A 15,381-nucleotide genomic window follows, 5' to 3' on the forward strand; every position below is an offset into this window, starting at 1 on the left:
ACAGGCGCGTCGCGACCGCGAGCCGGCACGTTTCCGCGGCTTGCGGCGGCGCGCCGCCGCGCTCATCCTTCCATGGCCGTGACGAGCCTCCGCCCGTCCGGCCCATTGCCGGAGGAAATGATGAAAGCGTCCCAGTCCCGCACGAAAGGAGCCCTCCCTCAGCAGGACCTGACGCCTCATGCCTTCCGCGAAACGCCCGGCCAGCGAAAGCCGCGCACGACCTGACCTCTCCGCCCGTCTCCGCTCCGTCCTCGATCTCGTCCGAAGACCCGCTCGCGGCGGCGGCTATCGGCTGCTTGGACGGCTGATCTCCTATTACCGGCCCCACTGGCCGCTGCTTCTCGCCGATCTCGGCGCGGCCATCCTCGTCGCCGGTACGGCGCTGGCGCTGCCGCTCATCGCCCACCGCGTCACGGCGAGGCTGGCCGATGTCGGCGCGGACGGCGCGGCCCTTCCCGATATCCTCGCTGCCGGGGCGCTGATGCTCGCGCTCCTCGCGGTGCAGGTGGGCGCCACCTTCTTCGTCGACTATTTCGGCCATGTCATGGGCGCCAAGATCGAGTGCCAGGTGCGCCAGCAACTGTTTGACCACTGCCAGCGGCTCTCCTTTTCCTTCCATGACCGGACGCGCACCGGCGAGTTGATGAGCCGGATCACCAACGACTCGCTCTGGCTCGGCGAACTCTTCCATCACGGTCCCGAGGACACGGCGATCGGGCTGATGAAGTTCTGCGGCGCGCTCGCCATCATCGCCTGGCTGGATCCGGTCCTGTCGCTCGTCGTCTTCGCGCTGACGCCCTTCGCGATCCTCTATGCGCTGCATTTCAACGCCCGCATGGCCCGGGCGCTCGAAGCCAGCAAGGAGCGGATCGCCGGCGTCAACGAGGCGGCGGAGGATGCGCTGTCGGGCATCCGCGTGGTGCAGTCCTTCGGTGCGGAAGCGGCGGAATCGCGCCGCTTCGCCGCCGAGAACGCCCGCTTCCTCTGGAGCCGCAGCGAGGGCTACCGCGCCGAGGCGTGGTTCTCGGTCGGCACGGCCACGTTCGCACAGCTCGTCACGGTGCTGGTCATCGTGCTCGGCGCGGCGCGGGTCGCGGCGGGCGCGCTCGACGTCGCCGGGCTCCTCACCTTCCTGCTCGTCATCGCCGTGCTCGTCGATCCGATCGACCGGCTGGCGAATTTCGTCCGCCTCTGGCAGGAGGGCTACACCGGCTTTCGCCGCGCCATGGCGCTGCTCGACATCGCGCCGGCGATCACCGATGCGCCGGGGGCGGTCGCCCTGCCCCGTCCGAAGGGATCGATCCGCTTCGACCGCGTCACCTTCGGCTATGGCGAAGCGGCGCGGCCGGTGCTTCGCGACTTCTCGCTCGCCATCGCGCCGGGCGAATTCGTCGCGCTGGTCGGCCCCTCGGGTGTCGGCAAGAGCACGATCGCGGCGCTCGTTCCCCGCTTCTACGAGCCGCAGCACGGGCGCGTCCTCATCGACGGCACGGACATCGCCTCGGTGACGCTGGCCTCGCTGCGCGCCGCGATCGGCATCGTGCAGCAGGACGTCTATCTCTTCGGCGGCACGGTTGCGGACAATCTCCGCTATGGCCGGCCGGAGGCGAGCGACGCCGAGATCGTCGCGGCGGCGAAGGCCGCGCAGGCGCATGACTTCATCATGGCCCTGCCCGACGGCTATGACAGCCTGATCGGCCAGCGCGGCGTGCGCCTATCGGGCGGACAGAAGCAGCGGCTCACCATCGCCCGTGCCTTCCTCAAGGATCCGCCCGTCCTGATCTTCGACGAGGCGACGAGCGCGCTGGACACGGAAAGCGAGCGGGCCGTGCAGCAGGCGATGGTCACGCTCTCGCGCGGCCGCACGACGCTCGTCATCGCCCACCGACTCTCCACCATCCGCCATGCCGACCGCATCGTCGTGCTGACCGAGGACGGCATCGCCGAAGAAGGCACGCATGACGCGCTGCTGGCGAAAGGCGGCGTCTATGCCGCGCTCAACGAGAGGCAGGGGCGGGTGTGAACGAAGAAGGGGCGGCGCTCGGCGTGGCGCCCCGTCAATCGCGGAGCCTGATCGCGACGGTCGTCTCAAGCTTCGCAGGGTTCGGCTCGGTATCCGGGCCATTGTGGTAGATCTCAACGCGGCCGGCGAAACGATCGCCGGCCGGCTCCTTCTGCATGTCGAGATCGAGGCCGCAGTGCTTGCACCAGCCGATCAGCACGGCATTGGCTTCGATCAGGTCGTCATAGGGGCCGATCCAGGTGATCTCTGCATAGCGGCCGGCCGGAAGGACCCCGGCGACCAGCGGTCCGCCACCGGCCTCGGGCCTGGCCACTGGAACGGCGAAGTCCATCTCGATCCACGGCATGTCGATGACGTTATGCTTGAAGATGAGCGGACCGGCCGGTGCAATGCCACGCTCTTCCATCGCGCCGAAAAGGCGTCCCAGAATTGCGGGAATCCGGTCGTCAAAGGGCAGGGTCACCTCTTCCCGCACGGCCAGATAGGCCATCTCCGGCCGATCGACGATCTTCGGCAATGTCAGCATGGCGGTAGTTCTCCTCGATCAGCGAGGAGACATGGGTCGCCTCGATCCCGGCAAGGACGAACCAGCCCGCCTTCAAGCCGACAGCGTTCCGCGGATTTTCGGTCGCGACCCGCGTGCGTCGAGACGAAAACGGCCGCGCTTCTGGCGCGGCCGCATTTGGATCCGTTTGAGCCTTCGGCCGTCAGCTCGGCTTGCCGGCGGTCGGCTGCGCGACGTAGCGGAGATAGGGCTTCACCGCGTTCCAGCCGGCCGGGAACTTCTCCTTCGCCGCCTCGTCGGAGACGGAGGGGACGATGATCACCTCGTCGCCGTTCTTCCAGTCCGCCGGTGTCGCGACCGAGAACTTGGCCGTGAGCTGGAGGCTGTCGATCACGCGCAGGATCTCGTCGAAGTTGCGGCCCGTCGAGGCCGGATAGGTCAGCGAGAGCTTGAGCTTCTTGTCCGGTCCGATCACGAACACCGAGCGCACCGTGGTGGTGTCGGAGGCGTTCGGATGGATCATGCCGTAGAGATTGGCGACGGTCTTGTCGTGGTCGGCGATCAGCGGGAAGTTGAGCGTCGCGCCGGTCGCGTCCTTGATATCGCCGACCCACTTGTCGTGATTGGCGAGCGCGTCGACCGAGAGGCCGAGCAGCTTGACGTTGCGCTTGTCGAATTCCGGCTTCAGCTTGGCCGCGGCGCCGAGTTCGGTGGTGCAGACCGGGGTGAAGTTCTTCGGATGCGAGAACAGCACGCCCCAGCTGTCGCCGAGCCACTTGTGGAACGAGATGCGGCCTTCGGTGGTGTCCGCCTCGAAATCCGGAACCACGTCGCCGAGATTGAGTGCCATTTTCCGTTGCTCCTTGCGTGCCCGGCGGCGAGACCCGCCCCGGCGATCCTTGGCGCCGATTATCGCGCCGCCATCGGCCCGGTCAATCGCGGTTTATCGGCCCGGTCGAGCATGTCTTGCTCGCGTTTGGGATGTTTCGAGCATGGAATCGCTGCCTGCGACTCGGATCGCCGCCGCTGATGGAATATTCGTCCGCGGAGCCGCCCTTTGCGTCCGCATGGCGAGGCCACACCGCGCCCTGCCCGCGGCCGGCCGCAATTGGCTGACAAATCCTTAACGAAGGCGAGTCAGAATGCTCGCGACTGGATGAACGAGGAGGCGCCAGGATGGCTGCCGGATCGCCCGCTTCGCCACGCGTCGCGCCCACCCCTGCGGACCGCTTCCGCCGGCTCGCCGCAACGCTTCTCGCCGCGGCGCTGCTGCCGCTCCCGGCCGGGGTCGCACGCGCCGCCGACGGTCTCGACACCACGCCGGCCAAGGTCCTGTTCAGCCGCATGAACACGCCTCTTCCCATGGAGGCGCGCTCGATCGGCTCCTATGCCAAGGGCTGCCTCGCCGGCGCGGTGGCGCTGCCGGTGAACGGGCCGGACTGGCAGGCGATGCGCCTGTCGCGCAACCGCAACTGGGGCACGCCCGAGCTGGTGAGCTTCACCGAGCGGCTCGCGTCGGATTCGAAGCGGCTCGACGGCTGGCCGGGGCTTCTCGTCGGCGACATGGGCCAGCCGCGCGGCGGTCCCGCCCTCACCGGTCATGCCAGCCACCAGATCGGCCTCGATGTCGACATCTGGCTGACGCCGATGCCGAAGAAGACGCTTTCCTATGACGAGCGCGAGACCATGGTCCCCAAGGAGATGGTCAACCAGAAGGCGCGCGTCATCAACGCCGCCAACTGGACCAGCGGCCAGTTCAAGCTGATCCGCCGCGCCGCGCTCGATCCGTCGGTGGCGCGCATCTTCGTCAACGCCGCGATCAAGAAGCAGCTCTGCGTCAGCGCGGGCGCGGATCGCGGCTGGCTCGGCAAGGTGCGTCCCTGGTGGGGCCACACCTTCCATTTCCATGTGCGCCTCGACTGCCCCGCCGACATGGCGAGCTGCATTCCGCAGAAGGCGCCGCCGCCCGGCGACGGTTGCGGCCCCGAGCTCGACGCCTGGCTGCAACCGCCGAAGCCCGTCAAGCCGTCGAAGCCGGTGAAGCCGGCGCCGCCGCCGAAGCCGATCATGCTCTCGGACCTGCCGGCGGCCTGCCGCGAGGTCCTGCTCGGTGCCCCGCCCGGCGAACGGCCCGACGCCGTGCTGGCGGCGAGCCGGCCGGCCAGCGTGCCGGTTCCACAGGCGGCCGTCGGCGGCCAGGCGGACGAGATCGAGAACCCGTCCGACCAGATGCCGACCGGCCTCCTGCAATAGCGCCTACGCGGCGCTCTTCGCGGGATCGGCAACCCTCGCCGCCGCCCAGTGGCGCATGGTCGGCAGGCTGCGGTCATATTGCGGCACCAGCTTCAGGCTGGCGCCGAGTTCGGCCGCCGCGCGCCAGGGCCAGCGCGGATCGGCGAGGATCGCCCGGCCGAGCGCCACCATGTCGGCCCGGCCCCCGGCGACGATCGCCTCAGCCTCGGCCGGCGTGGTGATGAGACCGACGGCGCGCGTCGGGATGCCGGCGCCGTGCTGGATCGCCTCGGCGAGATGCGTCTGGTAGAGCGGCCCGGCCGGAATGCGGGCATTGTGCACATTGCCGCCGGACGAGGCGCAGATATAGACGACGCCCGCCGCCTTCAGCGCGCGCGCCACCTCGACCGCCTCGTCGATGCCGAAGCCGCCCTCGACCCATTCCGTCGCCGAGAGCCGCGCGCCGACGAAGACATGATCTGGCAGCGCCGCGCGCACCGCCTTGGCGATGGTCACGATCAGCCGCATGCGATTCTCCAGCGAGCCGCCCCAGCGGTCGGTGCGCTTGTTGGAGAGCGGCGACAGGAACTGGTGCAGCAGATAGCCATGCGCGCCATGCAGCTCGACGAAGTCGAAGCCGGCGCGGGCGGCGCGCTGCGCGGCCTGGACGAAGGCTCCGATGGTTCGCTCGATCCCGGCCTCGTCGAGCGCCTCGGGCACCGGATACCCGTCTGCGAAGGCGATCGCCGAGGGTCCGACGACATGCCAGGGATCGTCGCCCGGCCTCAACGGGCCGCCGCCCTCGAAGGGACGCTCGGTCGAGGCCTTGCGGCCGGCATGGCCGAGCTGGATGCCGAACAGCGTCGTCTCCGGCGCGAAGCGCCGCGCCGCCGTCAGCGCGCGCTCGGCCGCCGCCTCGTTGGCGTCGGAATAGAGGCCGAGGCAGCCATGCGAGATGCGGCCGCGCCGCTCGACGCCGGTGGCCTCGATCGTGACCATGGCGGCGCCGGAAATGCCGAGCGAGGTCCAGTGATGGAGATGCCAGTCGGTCGCCGAGCCGTCATCGGCGGAATACATGCACATCGGCGCGACGGCGATGCGGTTGGCGAGCGTGTGGGATCCGAGCGCAAGGGGCGTGAACAGCGCGGGCGCCATGGAATGACCTTTCGGAGGGAAGGTGGGAGGACTGGCCGGTGGCGGGCAGATAGGCAGCGCGGGCGCGTTCGGGAAGCCCCGCGGACCGCGCCTATCGATCACGCCCCGTTGATGCGCCACCAGCCCGCAATGGCGTGACGCGGCCTGTGCGCGGGCAGGACCTCGTGCGGGATTTCCTCCGACAGCATCAGCACCACGCGCCCCGCCTTCGGCAGCACGGTCGCGGCCGGCTCGCCCTGGTCGTCGGGCGAACGCCAGAGCCGCAGCGCGCCGCCGTCCGCCTCGCCCCAGTCGGCATCGAGATAGGTGACGAAGGAAACGACGCGGTTTTTCGCGCCGTGCAGGCGGTCGAGATGGCGACCATAGAAGCCGCCGACCGGGTAGGCGATGGTGTTGCACTCGAAATCGAACAGGCCGAGGAAGAGGCGGCGATTGATGAGGAGGCGAAGCTCCTCGGCGAGCACCAGCAACCGCTGTTCGGCCTCGGTGCCACCGTCCATCCAGCGGATCGCGGCGCGGCGAATCTCTCCGTCGCGCCGGAAGGCCTCGTCGCGGCCGACGCCGGCGACCGCGAGGCGGCCGGCCGCGATATGGCCCTCGAGCTCGGCGGCAAGGGCGGACACGAGCTCCGCCGGAACGATGTCGTCGGCCATGGCGAAGCCCTCGTCTGCGAGGCGCTCGACCAGCGCCTCGAGGGCGGGGCGGCTATCGACCGCCGCCGCTTCGCCGGAAGCCGACGGCGCGCTCACGCCGCGGCCACGCCGGTGCCGACCGGGCAGGCGACGCCCGTCCCGCCGAGGCCGCAATAGCCGCCCGGATTCTTGGCGAGATACTGCTGGTGGTAATCCTCGGCGAAATAGAACGGGCCGCGCTCGGCGATCTCCGTCGTGATCGCGCCATAGCCCTTCCTGGCGAGTTCGGGCGCGTAGGCGTCGCGCACCCGCTCCGCCACCGCCCGCTCGGCCTCGTCGGCGACATAGATGCCGGAGCGATACTGCGTGCCGACATCGTTGCCCTGACGCATGCCCTGCGTCGGGTCGTGGCTCTCGAAGAAGAGCTTCACCAGCGCTTCGTAGGAGATCACCGCGGGGTCATAGGCGACGAGCACGACCTCGTTGTGGCCGGTGCGGCCGCTGCACACTTCCTCATAGGTCGGGTTCGGCGTTTCGCCGGCCGCATAGCCGACGGCCGTGGCAAAGACGCCGGGCGCCTTCCAGAACGCCCGCTCGGCGCCCCAGAAGCAGCCGAGGCCGAACACCGCCGTGCGGATGCCCTCCGGATAGGGGCCGGCGATCGGCCGGCCGTTGACGAAATGGCGGCCGGGCGTGGTGATCGGCTCGGCGCGGCCGGGAAGGGCCGTTCCGGGCGCGGGCATCGAGGCCTTGCGGGCGAAGAGGTCGAGGAGATTCATGGCAGTCTCCCTTGCTGGAGGCGGAGTGAACCGTCAAGCCACGGCGCGGAGGCGCGCGGGCCGGGCGGCGAGGATGAGCAGCGCGCCGAGCGCGCCGAAGACGAGCCATGCCGGCAGCGCCAACACGGCGAGGAAGGGCGAAGTCAGCATCGAGCCGCCGAGCGCGGTCTCGACAGCGGAAAGGCTGGCAGCATCGGCACCGCGCCAGGCTTCGGCGAGCGGCGTCGTCACCGGCGCCGAGGCGGCGATCGATCGCGTCCCGTCGATGACGAGCGCGATCACCGCGCCGGCGAGCGCGAAGAGGCCTGCGAGACGGACGAGGAAGCGGACCATGGCGGATGCTCGCGTCGGGAACGGCTCGATCATGACCCGAACCGCCGCGCCGGCCAAGCGGCCGGCCCGGCCCGCGGGCGAGGATGATCGACGATTGGAGAACCGCGAGCCGCACGGTTCACGTGCGGCCGCCGGAATGACGCAGATATGGTGATCCGCCCTTCGCCGGGCAAGTCGTGAGCTGCAGCGCGGCAGGCCCGCTACGACGGCCGCCGACCGCTACGCAGCCTGTTGCTGGCTCGTCGCGAGTCCGTGCTTCAAGCGCCGCAGTCCGCGTCGGTGATGTGCCCAGTCCGTCGCCCCTTGCCCGATGGCCGGTTACTGGCGCGGAGAATGTCCATGCGAATTCTCCTTCTGTTCGGCGCGTTCGATGCGCAGCTTGTGCTCCCCCCGGATAAGCAGGGGCCGCAGATCGCCGTCGAAATGGCCGAGCCGCACGAGATCGCGGGTGCTCTGATAGCCACCGTGGAAGAGCGCGAGGTTGCCCCATGGCACGTAGTAGCAGAGGTCTCCGGCCCGCGGCTCGGGGAACGGCCCGCGCGTCAGCTCCCGCAGCTTGCGCGGCAGATGGGCGATCTTCTCGTTGCCCCCAAAGTCGCTCGCCGTCAGGTCGAGCGGCAGCATGGCGAAGAACTCCCGCGCCGAGGGATTGTCCTCGAGCGTCGCCGTCATCGCCGCGCCGGCGAAGGAAAGGCGGATCCTCATTCCGCCCGGCTCCCCAGCGGCACCATCGGTCTCCTGTCTGCCGAAGGCGAGCGTCGGGATCGCAGCGGCGGCGCAGGCGGCCACCAGCAAGCCGCGGCGGCGAGGATCGATCTGGCTCATCGTGAGACTTCCTCCGGAATTGTCGAGGCCGCGGAAGCCGCGAGCGGAATGGAGGCCAGCAAAAGCACTGCGCCGAAGGCGAAGGTGCTCCACCAGCCAGCCGTGTCGAACAGCAACCCGCCCCCGAAAGCGCCGACGGTAATGGCGAACTGGATCAGCGCGACCTGCAGCCCGCCGCCAGCCTCCAGGTCGTTCGGGATCGCCCGCGTCATCCATGTGCCCCAGACGACGGGGATCGGCGTCGTGAAGAGGCCCCAGCCGATCAGCAGGAGGACGGTCGGAACGGGCGCCGAGCCGAGGACGATCAGCAGAACCGCAATCACCGACAGCAGGGCTGGCAAGCCGACCATGATGACACCGAGATGCCGTCGCAGGAGGCAGCCGACCAGCGAGGTTCCGGCGAGACCGGCAAGGCCGAGCCCGAACAGCGTCAACGAGAGAGCGTTCACCCCGAGCCCGGTCACGTCCTGCAGGAAGGGGCGAAGATAGGTGAAAAGCGCGAACTGGCCCATGAAGGCGAGAGTCGTCGCGGCCATGCCGATCGCAAAGGAACGGCGACTCAGCAGCCGCACCATGCGACGGACCGAGCTCGTCGCCTCGGCCGGCATTCTCGGCAGGACAAGGAATTGCCAGACCATCGCCGCAAGGCCGATCGGCACCACCATGAAGAACGCGCCGCGCCAGCCGATCAGGCCGCCGAGAAAACTGCCGAGCGGCGCCGCGACGACCGAGGCCAGCGCAGTCCCGCCCTGCAGCGCCGCCAGGGCTTTCGGCAGGTCGGCGCCCGTGACGAGCCGGGCAAGGATGGCCGTCGACAGCGACCAGAATCCGCCGATCGACACGCCGATCAGCGCGCGTCCAGACACGAAGACGAGGAAGTTCGGCGCGAATGTGATGGCGAGGCCCGAGATCACCAGCACGCCCGTGTAAAGCAGCACCACCGTTCGACGTTCGGTCCGGGCGAAGAGCGCATTGCCGAACAGGCTGGTCAGTACCGCGAACAGGCCTGACACTGCGATCGCCTGTCCGGCCTGCCCTTCCGTGATGCCGAGATCGCGGGCGATCGGCGTCAGCAGGCTGACCGGCATGAACTCCGATGCGATCAGGACGAATGTGAGCAGCGACAGGCAGGCGACCGCGCTCCAGGCGGAGGCCACGGATCCGGGGCGCTGTTCGAATGCAAGTGTCATGGATCGACCAGCCGCCACCTTCGCTACGCCCGCTCCCAAGAGCTCCACGGCGCCGATGCGCCCTTGGTGCGCATCGATATAGACCGGGGCCATTGTCCTGATTAGACGTGTAATTCACATGCGCTTATCGTCAGCGGATATGAATGAGGGGGGTGACGGGTGAGGCGCGAGGATCTGACCGACCTGATATGGTTCCTCGCGGTCGCCGAGGAGCGGAGCTTCACACGGGCGGCGGCACGACTCCGGACGTCGCAATCGACGCTGAGCCACACGATCAAGCAACTCGAGGCGCGGCTCGGCCTCCGCCTTTTGACGCGGACCACGCGCAGCGTCGCCCCGACCGAAGCCGGAGAGCGGCTGTTGGCCAGCCTCGGCCCCCATCTCGCCGGCATCGAGGAAGACCTCGCCAGCCTGATGGCGCTGCGGGATCGGCCGTCCGGCACGGTCCGGATCAGTGTCTCCGACCATGCGTTCGAGACCGTGCTGTGGCCGCGGCTGCAGCCCGTCCTCGCGAGCTATCCCGATATCCGCCTGGAATTCAGCATCGACAATGCGCTGCGCAACATCGTCGAGGAGCGCTTCGATGCAGGCGTCCGGCTGGGCGAGAGCCTCGACAAGGACATGATCGCGGTCCGCGCCTCCCAGGACTGGCGGCTCGTCGCTGTCGCGGCGCCAGCCTATTTCGCGACGCGCCCTCGCCCACGGGTGCCGCAGGACCTCGTCCAGCACAACTGCATCAACCACCGCCAAGGCCGCAGCGGCGGCCTCTATGCCTGGGAGTTCGAGAAGGACGGACGCGAGCTGCGGGTCCGGGTCGAGGGGCAGTTGGTCCTCAGTTCGTCCCTGCCGATGGTCGATGCCGCCCTCGCCGGCTTCGGCATCGCCTATGTCCCCGAAGACCTCGTCGCCGGCCATGTCGCGGCAGGTCGGCTGGTTCAGGTTCTCGATGACTGGTCACCTGTCTTCCCGGGCTACTTCCTTTACTATCCGAGCCGCCGCCAGCTCTCGCCGGCGATGACCATCGTCGTCGATGCCCTGCGCGTGAAAGCCGGCTCACAGGCACCGTGATGGATCGCAGGCGCAAGGCCAGCCGCATGCCCGGGTTGTTCCGCCATGAACAGGTCGCCGGCCGGGGCGAAGACAGTCTCTCCCGGCGAAACGATCTCACGGTCGCCGATGCAGCACCACCCGATCGCGGCCCTCCTCCTTGGCGCGGTAGAGGGCTGCATCGGCGGTCGCGAGCAAGGCGGCGACCGAGCCCGCCGATCGACCCCGTGTCGCGGCGATTCCGCCGCTCAGCGTGACCGAGGGCAGCCCTTCATTCAGCGCAAGCGATGCCTCCCGCAGCGCGGCGCGCACGCTCTCGGCCACGCAGTGCGCGCCTTCCCCGTCGGTGTCGGCCAGAAGCATGGCGAACTCCTCGCCGCCGATGCGAGCCGGAAGATCGCCCGGGCGCCGCGCACAGCCTTCGAGGACGCCTGCGATCAACTTGAGCACCTCGTCGCCGACGCCATGGCCGTGCCGGTCGTTGAGCTGCTTGAAGTGATCGGCATCGAACAGGACCAGGGAGAGATCGGTGCCGGTCCGTGTCACTCGCCGCCATTCCCGTTCGAGGCTCTGCTCGAACTGCCGTCGGTTCGCCAGCCCGGTCAGGAAGTCCGTCCTCGCCTGCCTTTCGAGTTCGTCCTGAGCGGCGGCACGAAGACGCGATTCGCGGGCGAGCAGGAGAGCGGCGATGACGAGGGCCGCGCTGATGACGAGGGCCAGGCCACCGATGAGAAAGGATTGCCGTCGCCAGTTCGCATAGAGCGGCTCGGTCGCGAGGCCGGATGACACCACGAGCTTGGTTCCCGCGACGCGATCGAAGGTGAAAAGCCGTTCGACGCCGTCGATCCCGGATCGCGAGACGAAGCTCCCCGACCCCATCAGCTGCATGCGCTGGAAGTTTGCGTTCCGCGAGAGGTCGGGACGGCGTTGGTGTCGTCGGGCAAGGCCGGCTTCCGGGCAATGACCTTGCCGCTCCCGGAAAGGACGATGATCGAGTCCCACGGACCGATGGGGATCGACCCAAGCAGTCCGCGAACCGTGCCGAGGTCGACCACGATCGCCGCGACGCCTCCGAACTTGCCGTCGCTGGCGACCATCCGTCGGCTCAGCACGATGGTCTGGTGACCGTCGCTGCCGACCACCGGATCGCTGATCAGGAGCCCTAGGCCGGCGCTCGCCCGATGCGCCTTGAAGAAGGGCAGATCGGCATGGTCGATATCGGGGGTCATGCCCTGCCCGGCCATGACGCGGCCGGCGGTGCCGAGGATGGTGATGGAGCTGATGCCCGGGTCGCTGCGCTGGATGTTGCTCAGGAGGAGACGCCAGACATCGTCGTCCAGCATTCGCAATGTGGGATCGGCGAAGTTCGCGATGACCAGTCGCAGCGCCGCGTCGTAGCTCTCGAACCGGGCGCGCAACAGGCCCTCGACGCTGGCAACCGTCGCGCGGCCGATCAGAAGCGCACGGGCCTCGACCTCTTGCCGATACTGCCAGAGAGAAACCCCGATGGCCGCGACGACCATGAAGGCGGTAACGGTGCTCGCGACGACCAATGCCGCACCCGAGAGGCGCCGGACATCATGGCGTCCCGCACCCGGGTTCGGGACCCCCTTTCGGGAGCCTGGGCGCCATGGCTTGATGTGGGCGAACATCGCAACATCCGGCACAACTCGAAGAACCCCGAGCGCCCATTCTCGTCATCATGTCGAACAAGTTCAACCCGCTGCCGCGCCGGGATAGCCCAACGCTATCGGCCTGCGGGGTCGATCCGCCTATCCCGGCGGTGTCGCTCGAGCCGACTGCGACGGCTCGAGCGCGAGAGCCCATTCAAGTCAGGCGAGAGCGGCGCGGAGGTTTTCGAGGGCGACGCGGTGGCCTTTGCGGCGGGCTTCGAGATCGCCTTTCGGCCAGCCAAAGGCCCGGTCCTCATGCTCGATCGAAACGACTCCGTCGAAGCCGTCCGCCTTCGCCGCCGCGAGGAAGCTCTTCCAGTCGACGCGCCCGCGTCCGGGCAGGACATAGGTCCACCAGCCCTCTGAGAAGTAGCCGGCCCCTGACAGCTTATCCTCGTCGATGGCCGTGTCCTTGCCGTGCAGGATGGCGATGCGGCTGGCGAATTCCCGACGCGCTGCGACCGGGTCGATGCCCTGCCAGATCAGATGCGAGGGATCGAACTCCAGGCTGAGACGCGGGTCCGGGACGAGAGCGAACAACTTCCGCCAGCCGGCCGGCGTGACGGCGATGAAGGCCTTGTGCGGTCCCGGCCAGTTCTCCATCGCGATGCGGATCGGCGAACCGCTCGTGGCGGCGAGCAGATCCTTGGCGAAGGCGGCGAAATCGGCATAGTTCTGGTCGTCGCTGGCCGCCGGGTTGTGGCCCGGGAAGAGGACGAACACCGGCACGTCCGCATCGGCAGCGGCGCGCACGAAGGCCTCGGTCTTCGCGTGCAGCGCGGTCCGCGCCGCCGGGTCCGGCTCGAGCTGGTTGCCGAACAGCGTCAGCGACGAGACGAAAAGTCCCCTCGCACGCGCCTTCTCGACAATCGGCGCGACATCGGCCGGCGTCGGGATATGGCTGCCGACATCGATCTCGATGGCGTCGAAGCCCTCGCTGGCCGCGAAATCGATCACCTCGTCGATCGGGCGATCGCCGAGGGTCGAGGTATAGAATCCGATCTTCATTGGCTGTTCCACCCTGCCGTCTTCATTCAGCTCTCGAGCCAGGCGTCGAGCGCCTGTTTCGTCTCGCGGACGACCTGCTCGACGGGCTGCGCCCAATAGTCTTCGCGGAAGATCTCGACCGAGAGATAGCCGTCATATCCGATCTGCTTCCACAGCTGCATGTCATGGGCGAGCGGCAGGATGCCGTGGCCGACATGCAGCCGGTGACCGTCGCGCAGGTCCTCGACAGGACGGTCCTCGCTGTCGTTGACATGCACGATCAGGAGCTTGTCCCTCGGGATGGCGAGGATGTCGGCATCGGAGATGCCGCCGCGATAGTAATGGAAGGTGTCCATCATCACGCCGACATTCGCCTTGCCGGCCCTGCGCATGATGGTGAGCGCCTCCGAGGGCCCGCCCATCAGTGCCGTGCGACCGATCGGCTCCAGCGTGACGGCAACCGGAGCAATGGCATCGGCGAGCTTTGCCGTGCGGGCCGCCGCCGCATCGAGTGCCTGTTCCTTGGTCATGCCGTCGGGGATCGCCTCGGCGCAATAGGTGAGCAGCATCGGCGCGCCGATCGCCTTCGCCACCTCGCCGCCGCGGCGGTAGCGGTCGAAAGCCTCGGTGCCGGTCTCGAAGGGCGCGAGATTGAAGGCCATCACCGAGACGGGCGCGAGATGGTGCCTGGCGAGCAAGGCCTTCAGCCCGTCCAGTCCGCCGATGCGGGGAAGCGCGGGCTCGATATGGCGCAGGTCGAGTTCGACGCCGTCGAAGCCGGCGTCTCCGCAGGCGGCGAGGATGTCTTCCAGCCGCCGGTCGAGCCCGGCGGTGATCGTGTTGAAGCAGGTCTTCATGGGGCAGTTCCGGTCCGGGGGTGGGGCCGCGAGCGCTCAGGCGGCGACATGGCGGCGATAGATGTCCTCGAGCAGCTTCGCATCGTTGAAGGCGATGCTGCCGGGCGAGCCGAAGGGCGCACGGGAGCGCACGGCCTCGAGGAAGTGGCGGGCTTCCTCGCGGAAATGCCAGGCGGCGATCGGCTGCGGGATCGGGTAGCGGTAGGAGGCGTTCTCGCCGCCCTCGTAGATCTCGATGCGCGGATTGCCGGGATTGGCGAACAGCGTCGGCGACCAGGCATGCACCCAGCCGCCCTCGAAATAGACCTGGGTATGTTCTTCCCAGGCGTGGAACTTCGTCTGCGCGCTCTCGACCGTGACGCGCGTTCCGCCGAGTTCCAGCACGACGACGCCCGTCATGCCGTCCTCGTCCAGCTCGACCGCCTTCACAACCATCTCGGCCGGATCGGTGACATCGAGCACGAACATCGCGAGATTGATGTTGTGGGTATATTGCTGGAGATAGCCAATATATTTGCCGGCAAAGGACTCCGGCACCCAGTCCGGCAGCAGGCCCTCGCGCGGTACAGGCGGCATCGGCTCGTCGCTGGAGAGGATCGTGGTCCGGTCGCGGCCGGCCGTCCAGTTGCCGCAGAAGCCGTGCGCGCGAAGATAGAGGAGTCGGCCCTTGTCGCCGCTTTCGCGCCAGCCGCGCACGGTCTCGCGCATCAGCAGGTTGGCCGGATCGAAGCGCTTCATGTAGCCGACCATCAGCCGGCCGCCGCCCTCGGCTTCCGCGGCGAGGATCGTCTCGGCCTGCTTCACGGAGACCGCCATCGGCTTCTCCATGAAGACATCCTTGCCGGCGCGCAGCAGGTCGGCGGCGATGGCACCCTGGAGGGCATAGTCCGCGGAGACGGCGACGGCCTCGATTTCGGGATCGGCGGCCAGCTCCATGTGCGAGGCGTAGACGCGGGGGATGCGATAGTGGTCCGCCACCGCCTTGCCGAGCTTCGGCCGTACCTCGGCGAGCGCGACGAAATCGCATTCCGGAAGCGAGGCGAAATTGGGCAGGTGGATGTGCTGGGCGATAAAGCCGCAGCCGACATAGCCGAGCTTCACCGGCTTTTCCCGCGCGGGGGAAGCGCCGCCTTCGATGGGCAT

16 protein-coding genes are annotated in these 15,381 nt (G+C 68.5%); 3 read left to right on the forward strand and 13 right to left on the reverse strand.

Going from position 1 to position 15,381, the window contains the following annotated elements:
* The first annotated feature begins 178 nt into the window (after window positions 1–178).
* The gene (locus QO015_RS11630; RefSeq protein WP_266279276.1) at window positions 179–2,023 is read left to right on the forward strand and encodes an ABC transporter ATP-binding protein; all 1,845 of its coding nucleotides are present in this window, start codon (window positions 179–181) and stop codon (window positions 2,021–2,023) included.
* 34 nt (window positions 2,024–2,057) lie between these two features.
* Here QO015_RS11630 and QO015_RS11635 read toward each other — a convergent pair whose 3' ends face one another.
* The gene (locus tag QO015_RS11635) at window positions 2,058–2,549 is read right to left on the reverse strand and encodes a GyrI-like domain-containing protein (protein ID WP_266279275.1); all 492 of its coding nucleotides are present in this window, start codon (window positions 2,547–2,549) and stop codon (window positions 2,058–2,060) included.
* A 181-nt stretch (window positions 2,550–2,730) separates the two neighbouring features.
* Window positions 2,731–3,378: a peroxiredoxin gene (locus tag QO015_RS11640; RefSeq protein WP_266279274.1), complete on the reverse strand. Its 648-nt coding sequence runs from the start codon at window positions 3,376–3,378 to the stop codon at window positions 2,731–2,733.
* A gap of 326 nt (window positions 3,379–3,704) precedes the next feature.
* Between QO015_RS11640 and mepA the strand changes: the two genes are divergently transcribed.
* Entirely contained in the window at window positions 3,705–4,781 is a 1,077-nt protein-coding gene (gene mepA / locus QO015_RS11645) for a penicillin-insensitive murein endopeptidase (protein WP_266279272.1), read from the forward strand.
* 3 nt (window positions 4,782–4,784) lie between these two features.
* Here the strand turns inward: mepA and QO015_RS11650 are convergent, their stop codons facing one another.
* From QO015_RS11650 to QO015_RS11675, 6 genes are all read right to left on the reverse strand, one after another.
* Complete coding sequence (locus QO015_RS11650; protein ID WP_266279271.1) at window positions 4,785–5,915, reverse strand: NADH:flavin oxidoreductase/NADH oxidase; 1,131 nt, start codon at window positions 5,913–5,915, stop codon at window positions 4,785–4,787.
* A 98-nt stretch (window positions 5,916–6,013) separates the two neighbouring features.
* On the reverse strand, window positions 6,014–6,664 hold the full coding sequence (locus tag QO015_RS11655; protein ID WP_266279269.1) for a 2OG-Fe(II) oxygenase: 651 nt from the start codon (window positions 6,662–6,664) through the stop codon (window positions 6,014–6,016).
* Window positions 6,661–7,326, reverse strand: a complete 666-nt coding sequence (msrA, locus tag QO015_RS11660) for a peptide-methionine (S)-S-oxide reductase MsrA (protein ID WP_266279267.1) — start codon at window positions 7,324–7,326, stop codon at window positions 6,661–6,663. The genes QO015_RS11655 and msrA overlap by 4 nt, the downstream gene beginning before the upstream one ends.
* 33 nt (window positions 7,327–7,359) lie before the next feature.
* On the reverse strand, window positions 7,360–7,659 hold the full coding sequence (locus tag QO015_RS11665; protein ID WP_266279265.1) for a hypothetical protein: 300 nt from the start codon (window positions 7,657–7,659) through the stop codon (window positions 7,360–7,362).
* Window positions 7,660–7,977: 318 nt separating this feature from the next.
* Window positions 7,978–8,484, reverse strand: coding sequence for a cyclophilin-like fold protein (locus tag QO015_RS11670; protein ID WP_266279264.1), 507 nt, complete (start codon window positions 8,482–8,484; stop codon window positions 7,978–7,980).
* Window positions 8,481–9,674 (reverse strand): MFS transporter, encoded by a 1,194-nt coding sequence (locus QO015_RS11675; RefSeq protein WP_266279262.1) that lies wholly within the window; start codon window positions 9,672–9,674, stop codon window positions 8,481–8,483. Before QO015_RS11675 ends, QO015_RS11670 begins: the two co-directional genes overlap by 4 nt.
* A 159-nt stretch (window positions 9,675–9,833) precedes the next feature.
* Between QO015_RS11675 and QO015_RS11680 the strand changes: the two genes are divergently transcribed.
* Window positions 9,834–10,742: a LysR family transcriptional regulator gene (locus QO015_RS11680; RefSeq protein ID WP_266279261.1), complete on the forward strand. Its 909-nt coding sequence runs from the start codon at window positions 9,834–9,836 to the stop codon at window positions 10,740–10,742.
* A gap of 96 nt (window positions 10,743–10,838) precedes the next feature.
* Here QO015_RS11680 and QO015_RS11685 read toward each other — a convergent pair whose 3' ends face one another.
* The 5 genes from QO015_RS11685 to QO015_RS11705 form a co-directional block, all read right to left on the reverse strand.
* Window positions 10,839–11,609: a sensor domain-containing diguanylate cyclase gene (locus tag QO015_RS11685; protein ID WP_266279259.1), complete on the reverse strand. Its 771-nt coding sequence runs from the start codon at window positions 11,607–11,609 to the stop codon at window positions 10,839–10,841.
* A complete protein-coding gene (locus QO015_RS11690; RefSeq protein ID WP_266279258.1) occupies window positions 11,600–12,373 on the reverse strand; it encodes a PDC sensor domain-containing protein in 774 nt (257 codons plus the stop codon). Before QO015_RS11690 ends, QO015_RS11685 begins: the two co-directional genes overlap by 10 nt.
* Window positions 12,374–12,553: 180 nt before the next feature.
* Window positions 12,554–13,402, reverse strand: coding sequence for a sugar phosphate isomerase/epimerase family protein (locus QO015_RS11695; protein ID WP_266279256.1), 849 nt, complete (start codon window positions 13,400–13,402; stop codon window positions 12,554–12,556).
* A 26-nt stretch (window positions 13,403–13,428) separates the two neighbouring features.
* Complete coding sequence (locus QO015_RS11700; protein ID WP_266279255.1) at window positions 13,429–14,238, reverse strand: sugar phosphate isomerase/epimerase family protein; 810 nt, start codon at window positions 14,236–14,238, stop codon at window positions 13,429–13,431.
* A 36-nt stretch (window positions 14,239–14,274) separates the two neighbouring features.
* On the reverse strand, window positions 14,275–15,381 hold the full coding sequence (locus QO015_RS11705; RefSeq protein WP_266279254.1) for a Gfo/Idh/MocA family protein: 1,107 nt from the start codon (window positions 15,379–15,381) through the stop codon (window positions 14,275–14,277).

This window comes from Kaistia geumhonensis, from assembly GCF_030815145.1.
GTDB classification, from domain to species: domain Bacteria; phylum Pseudomonadota; class Alphaproteobacteria; order Rhizobiales; family Kaistiaceae; genus Kaistia; species Kaistia geumhonensis.

Excerpts from the sequence above, each read along its gene's own strand:
- QO015_RS11630 (WP_266279276.1), top strand. The coding sequence starts at position 179 with ATGCCTTCCGCGAAACGCCCGGCCAGCGAAAGCCGCGCACGACCTGAC.
- QO015_RS11635 (WP_266279275.1), bottom strand. The coding sequence starts at position 2,549 with ATGCTGACATTGCCGAAGATCGTCGATCGGCCGGAGATGGCCTATCTG.
- QO015_RS11640 (WP_266279274.1), bottom strand. The coding sequence starts at position 3,378 with ATGGCACTCAATCTCGGCGACGTGGTTCCGGATTTCGAGGCGGACACC.
- mepA (WP_266279272.1), top strand. The coding sequence starts at position 3,705 with ATGGCTGCCGGATCGCCCGCTTCGCCACGCGTCGCGCCCACCCCTGCG.
- QO015_RS11650 (WP_266279271.1), bottom strand. The coding sequence starts at position 5,915 with ATGGCGCCCGCGCTGTTCACGCCCCTTGCGCTCGGATCCCACACGCTC.
- msrA (WP_266279267.1), bottom strand. The coding sequence starts at position 7,326 with ATGAATCTCCTCGACCTCTTCGCCCGCAAGGCCTCGATGCCCGCGCCC.
- QO015_RS11665 (WP_266279265.1), bottom strand. The coding sequence starts at position 7,659 with ATGGTCCGCTTCCTCGTCCGTCTCGCAGGCCTCTTCGCGCTCGCCGGC.
- QO015_RS11670 (WP_266279264.1), bottom strand. The coding sequence starts at position 8,484 with ATGAGCCAGATCGATCCTCGCCGCCGCGGCTTGCTGGTGGCCGCCTGC.
- QO015_RS11675 (WP_266279262.1), bottom strand. The coding sequence starts at position 9,674 with ATGACACTTGCATTCGAACAGCGCCCCGGATCCGTGGCCTCCGCCTGG.
- QO015_RS11685 (WP_266279259.1), bottom strand. The coding sequence starts at position 11,609 with ATGCAGCTGATGGGGTCGGGGAGCTTCGTCTCGCGATCCGGGATCGAC.
- QO015_RS11690 (WP_266279258.1), bottom strand. The coding sequence starts at position 12,373 with ATGTTCGCCCACATCAAGCCATGGCGCCCAGGCTCCCGAAAGGGGGTC.
- QO015_RS11695 (WP_266279256.1), bottom strand. The coding sequence starts at position 13,402 with ATGAAGATCGGATTCTATACCTCGACCCTCGGCGATCGCCCGATCGAC.
- QO015_RS11700 (WP_266279255.1), bottom strand. The coding sequence starts at position 14,238 with ATGAAGACCTGCTTCAACACGATCACCGCCGGGCTCGACCGGCGGCTG.
- QO015_RS11705 (WP_266279254.1), bottom strand. The coding sequence starts at position 15,381 with ATGCCCATCGAAGGCGGCGCTTCCCCCGCGCGGGAAAAGCCGGTGAAG.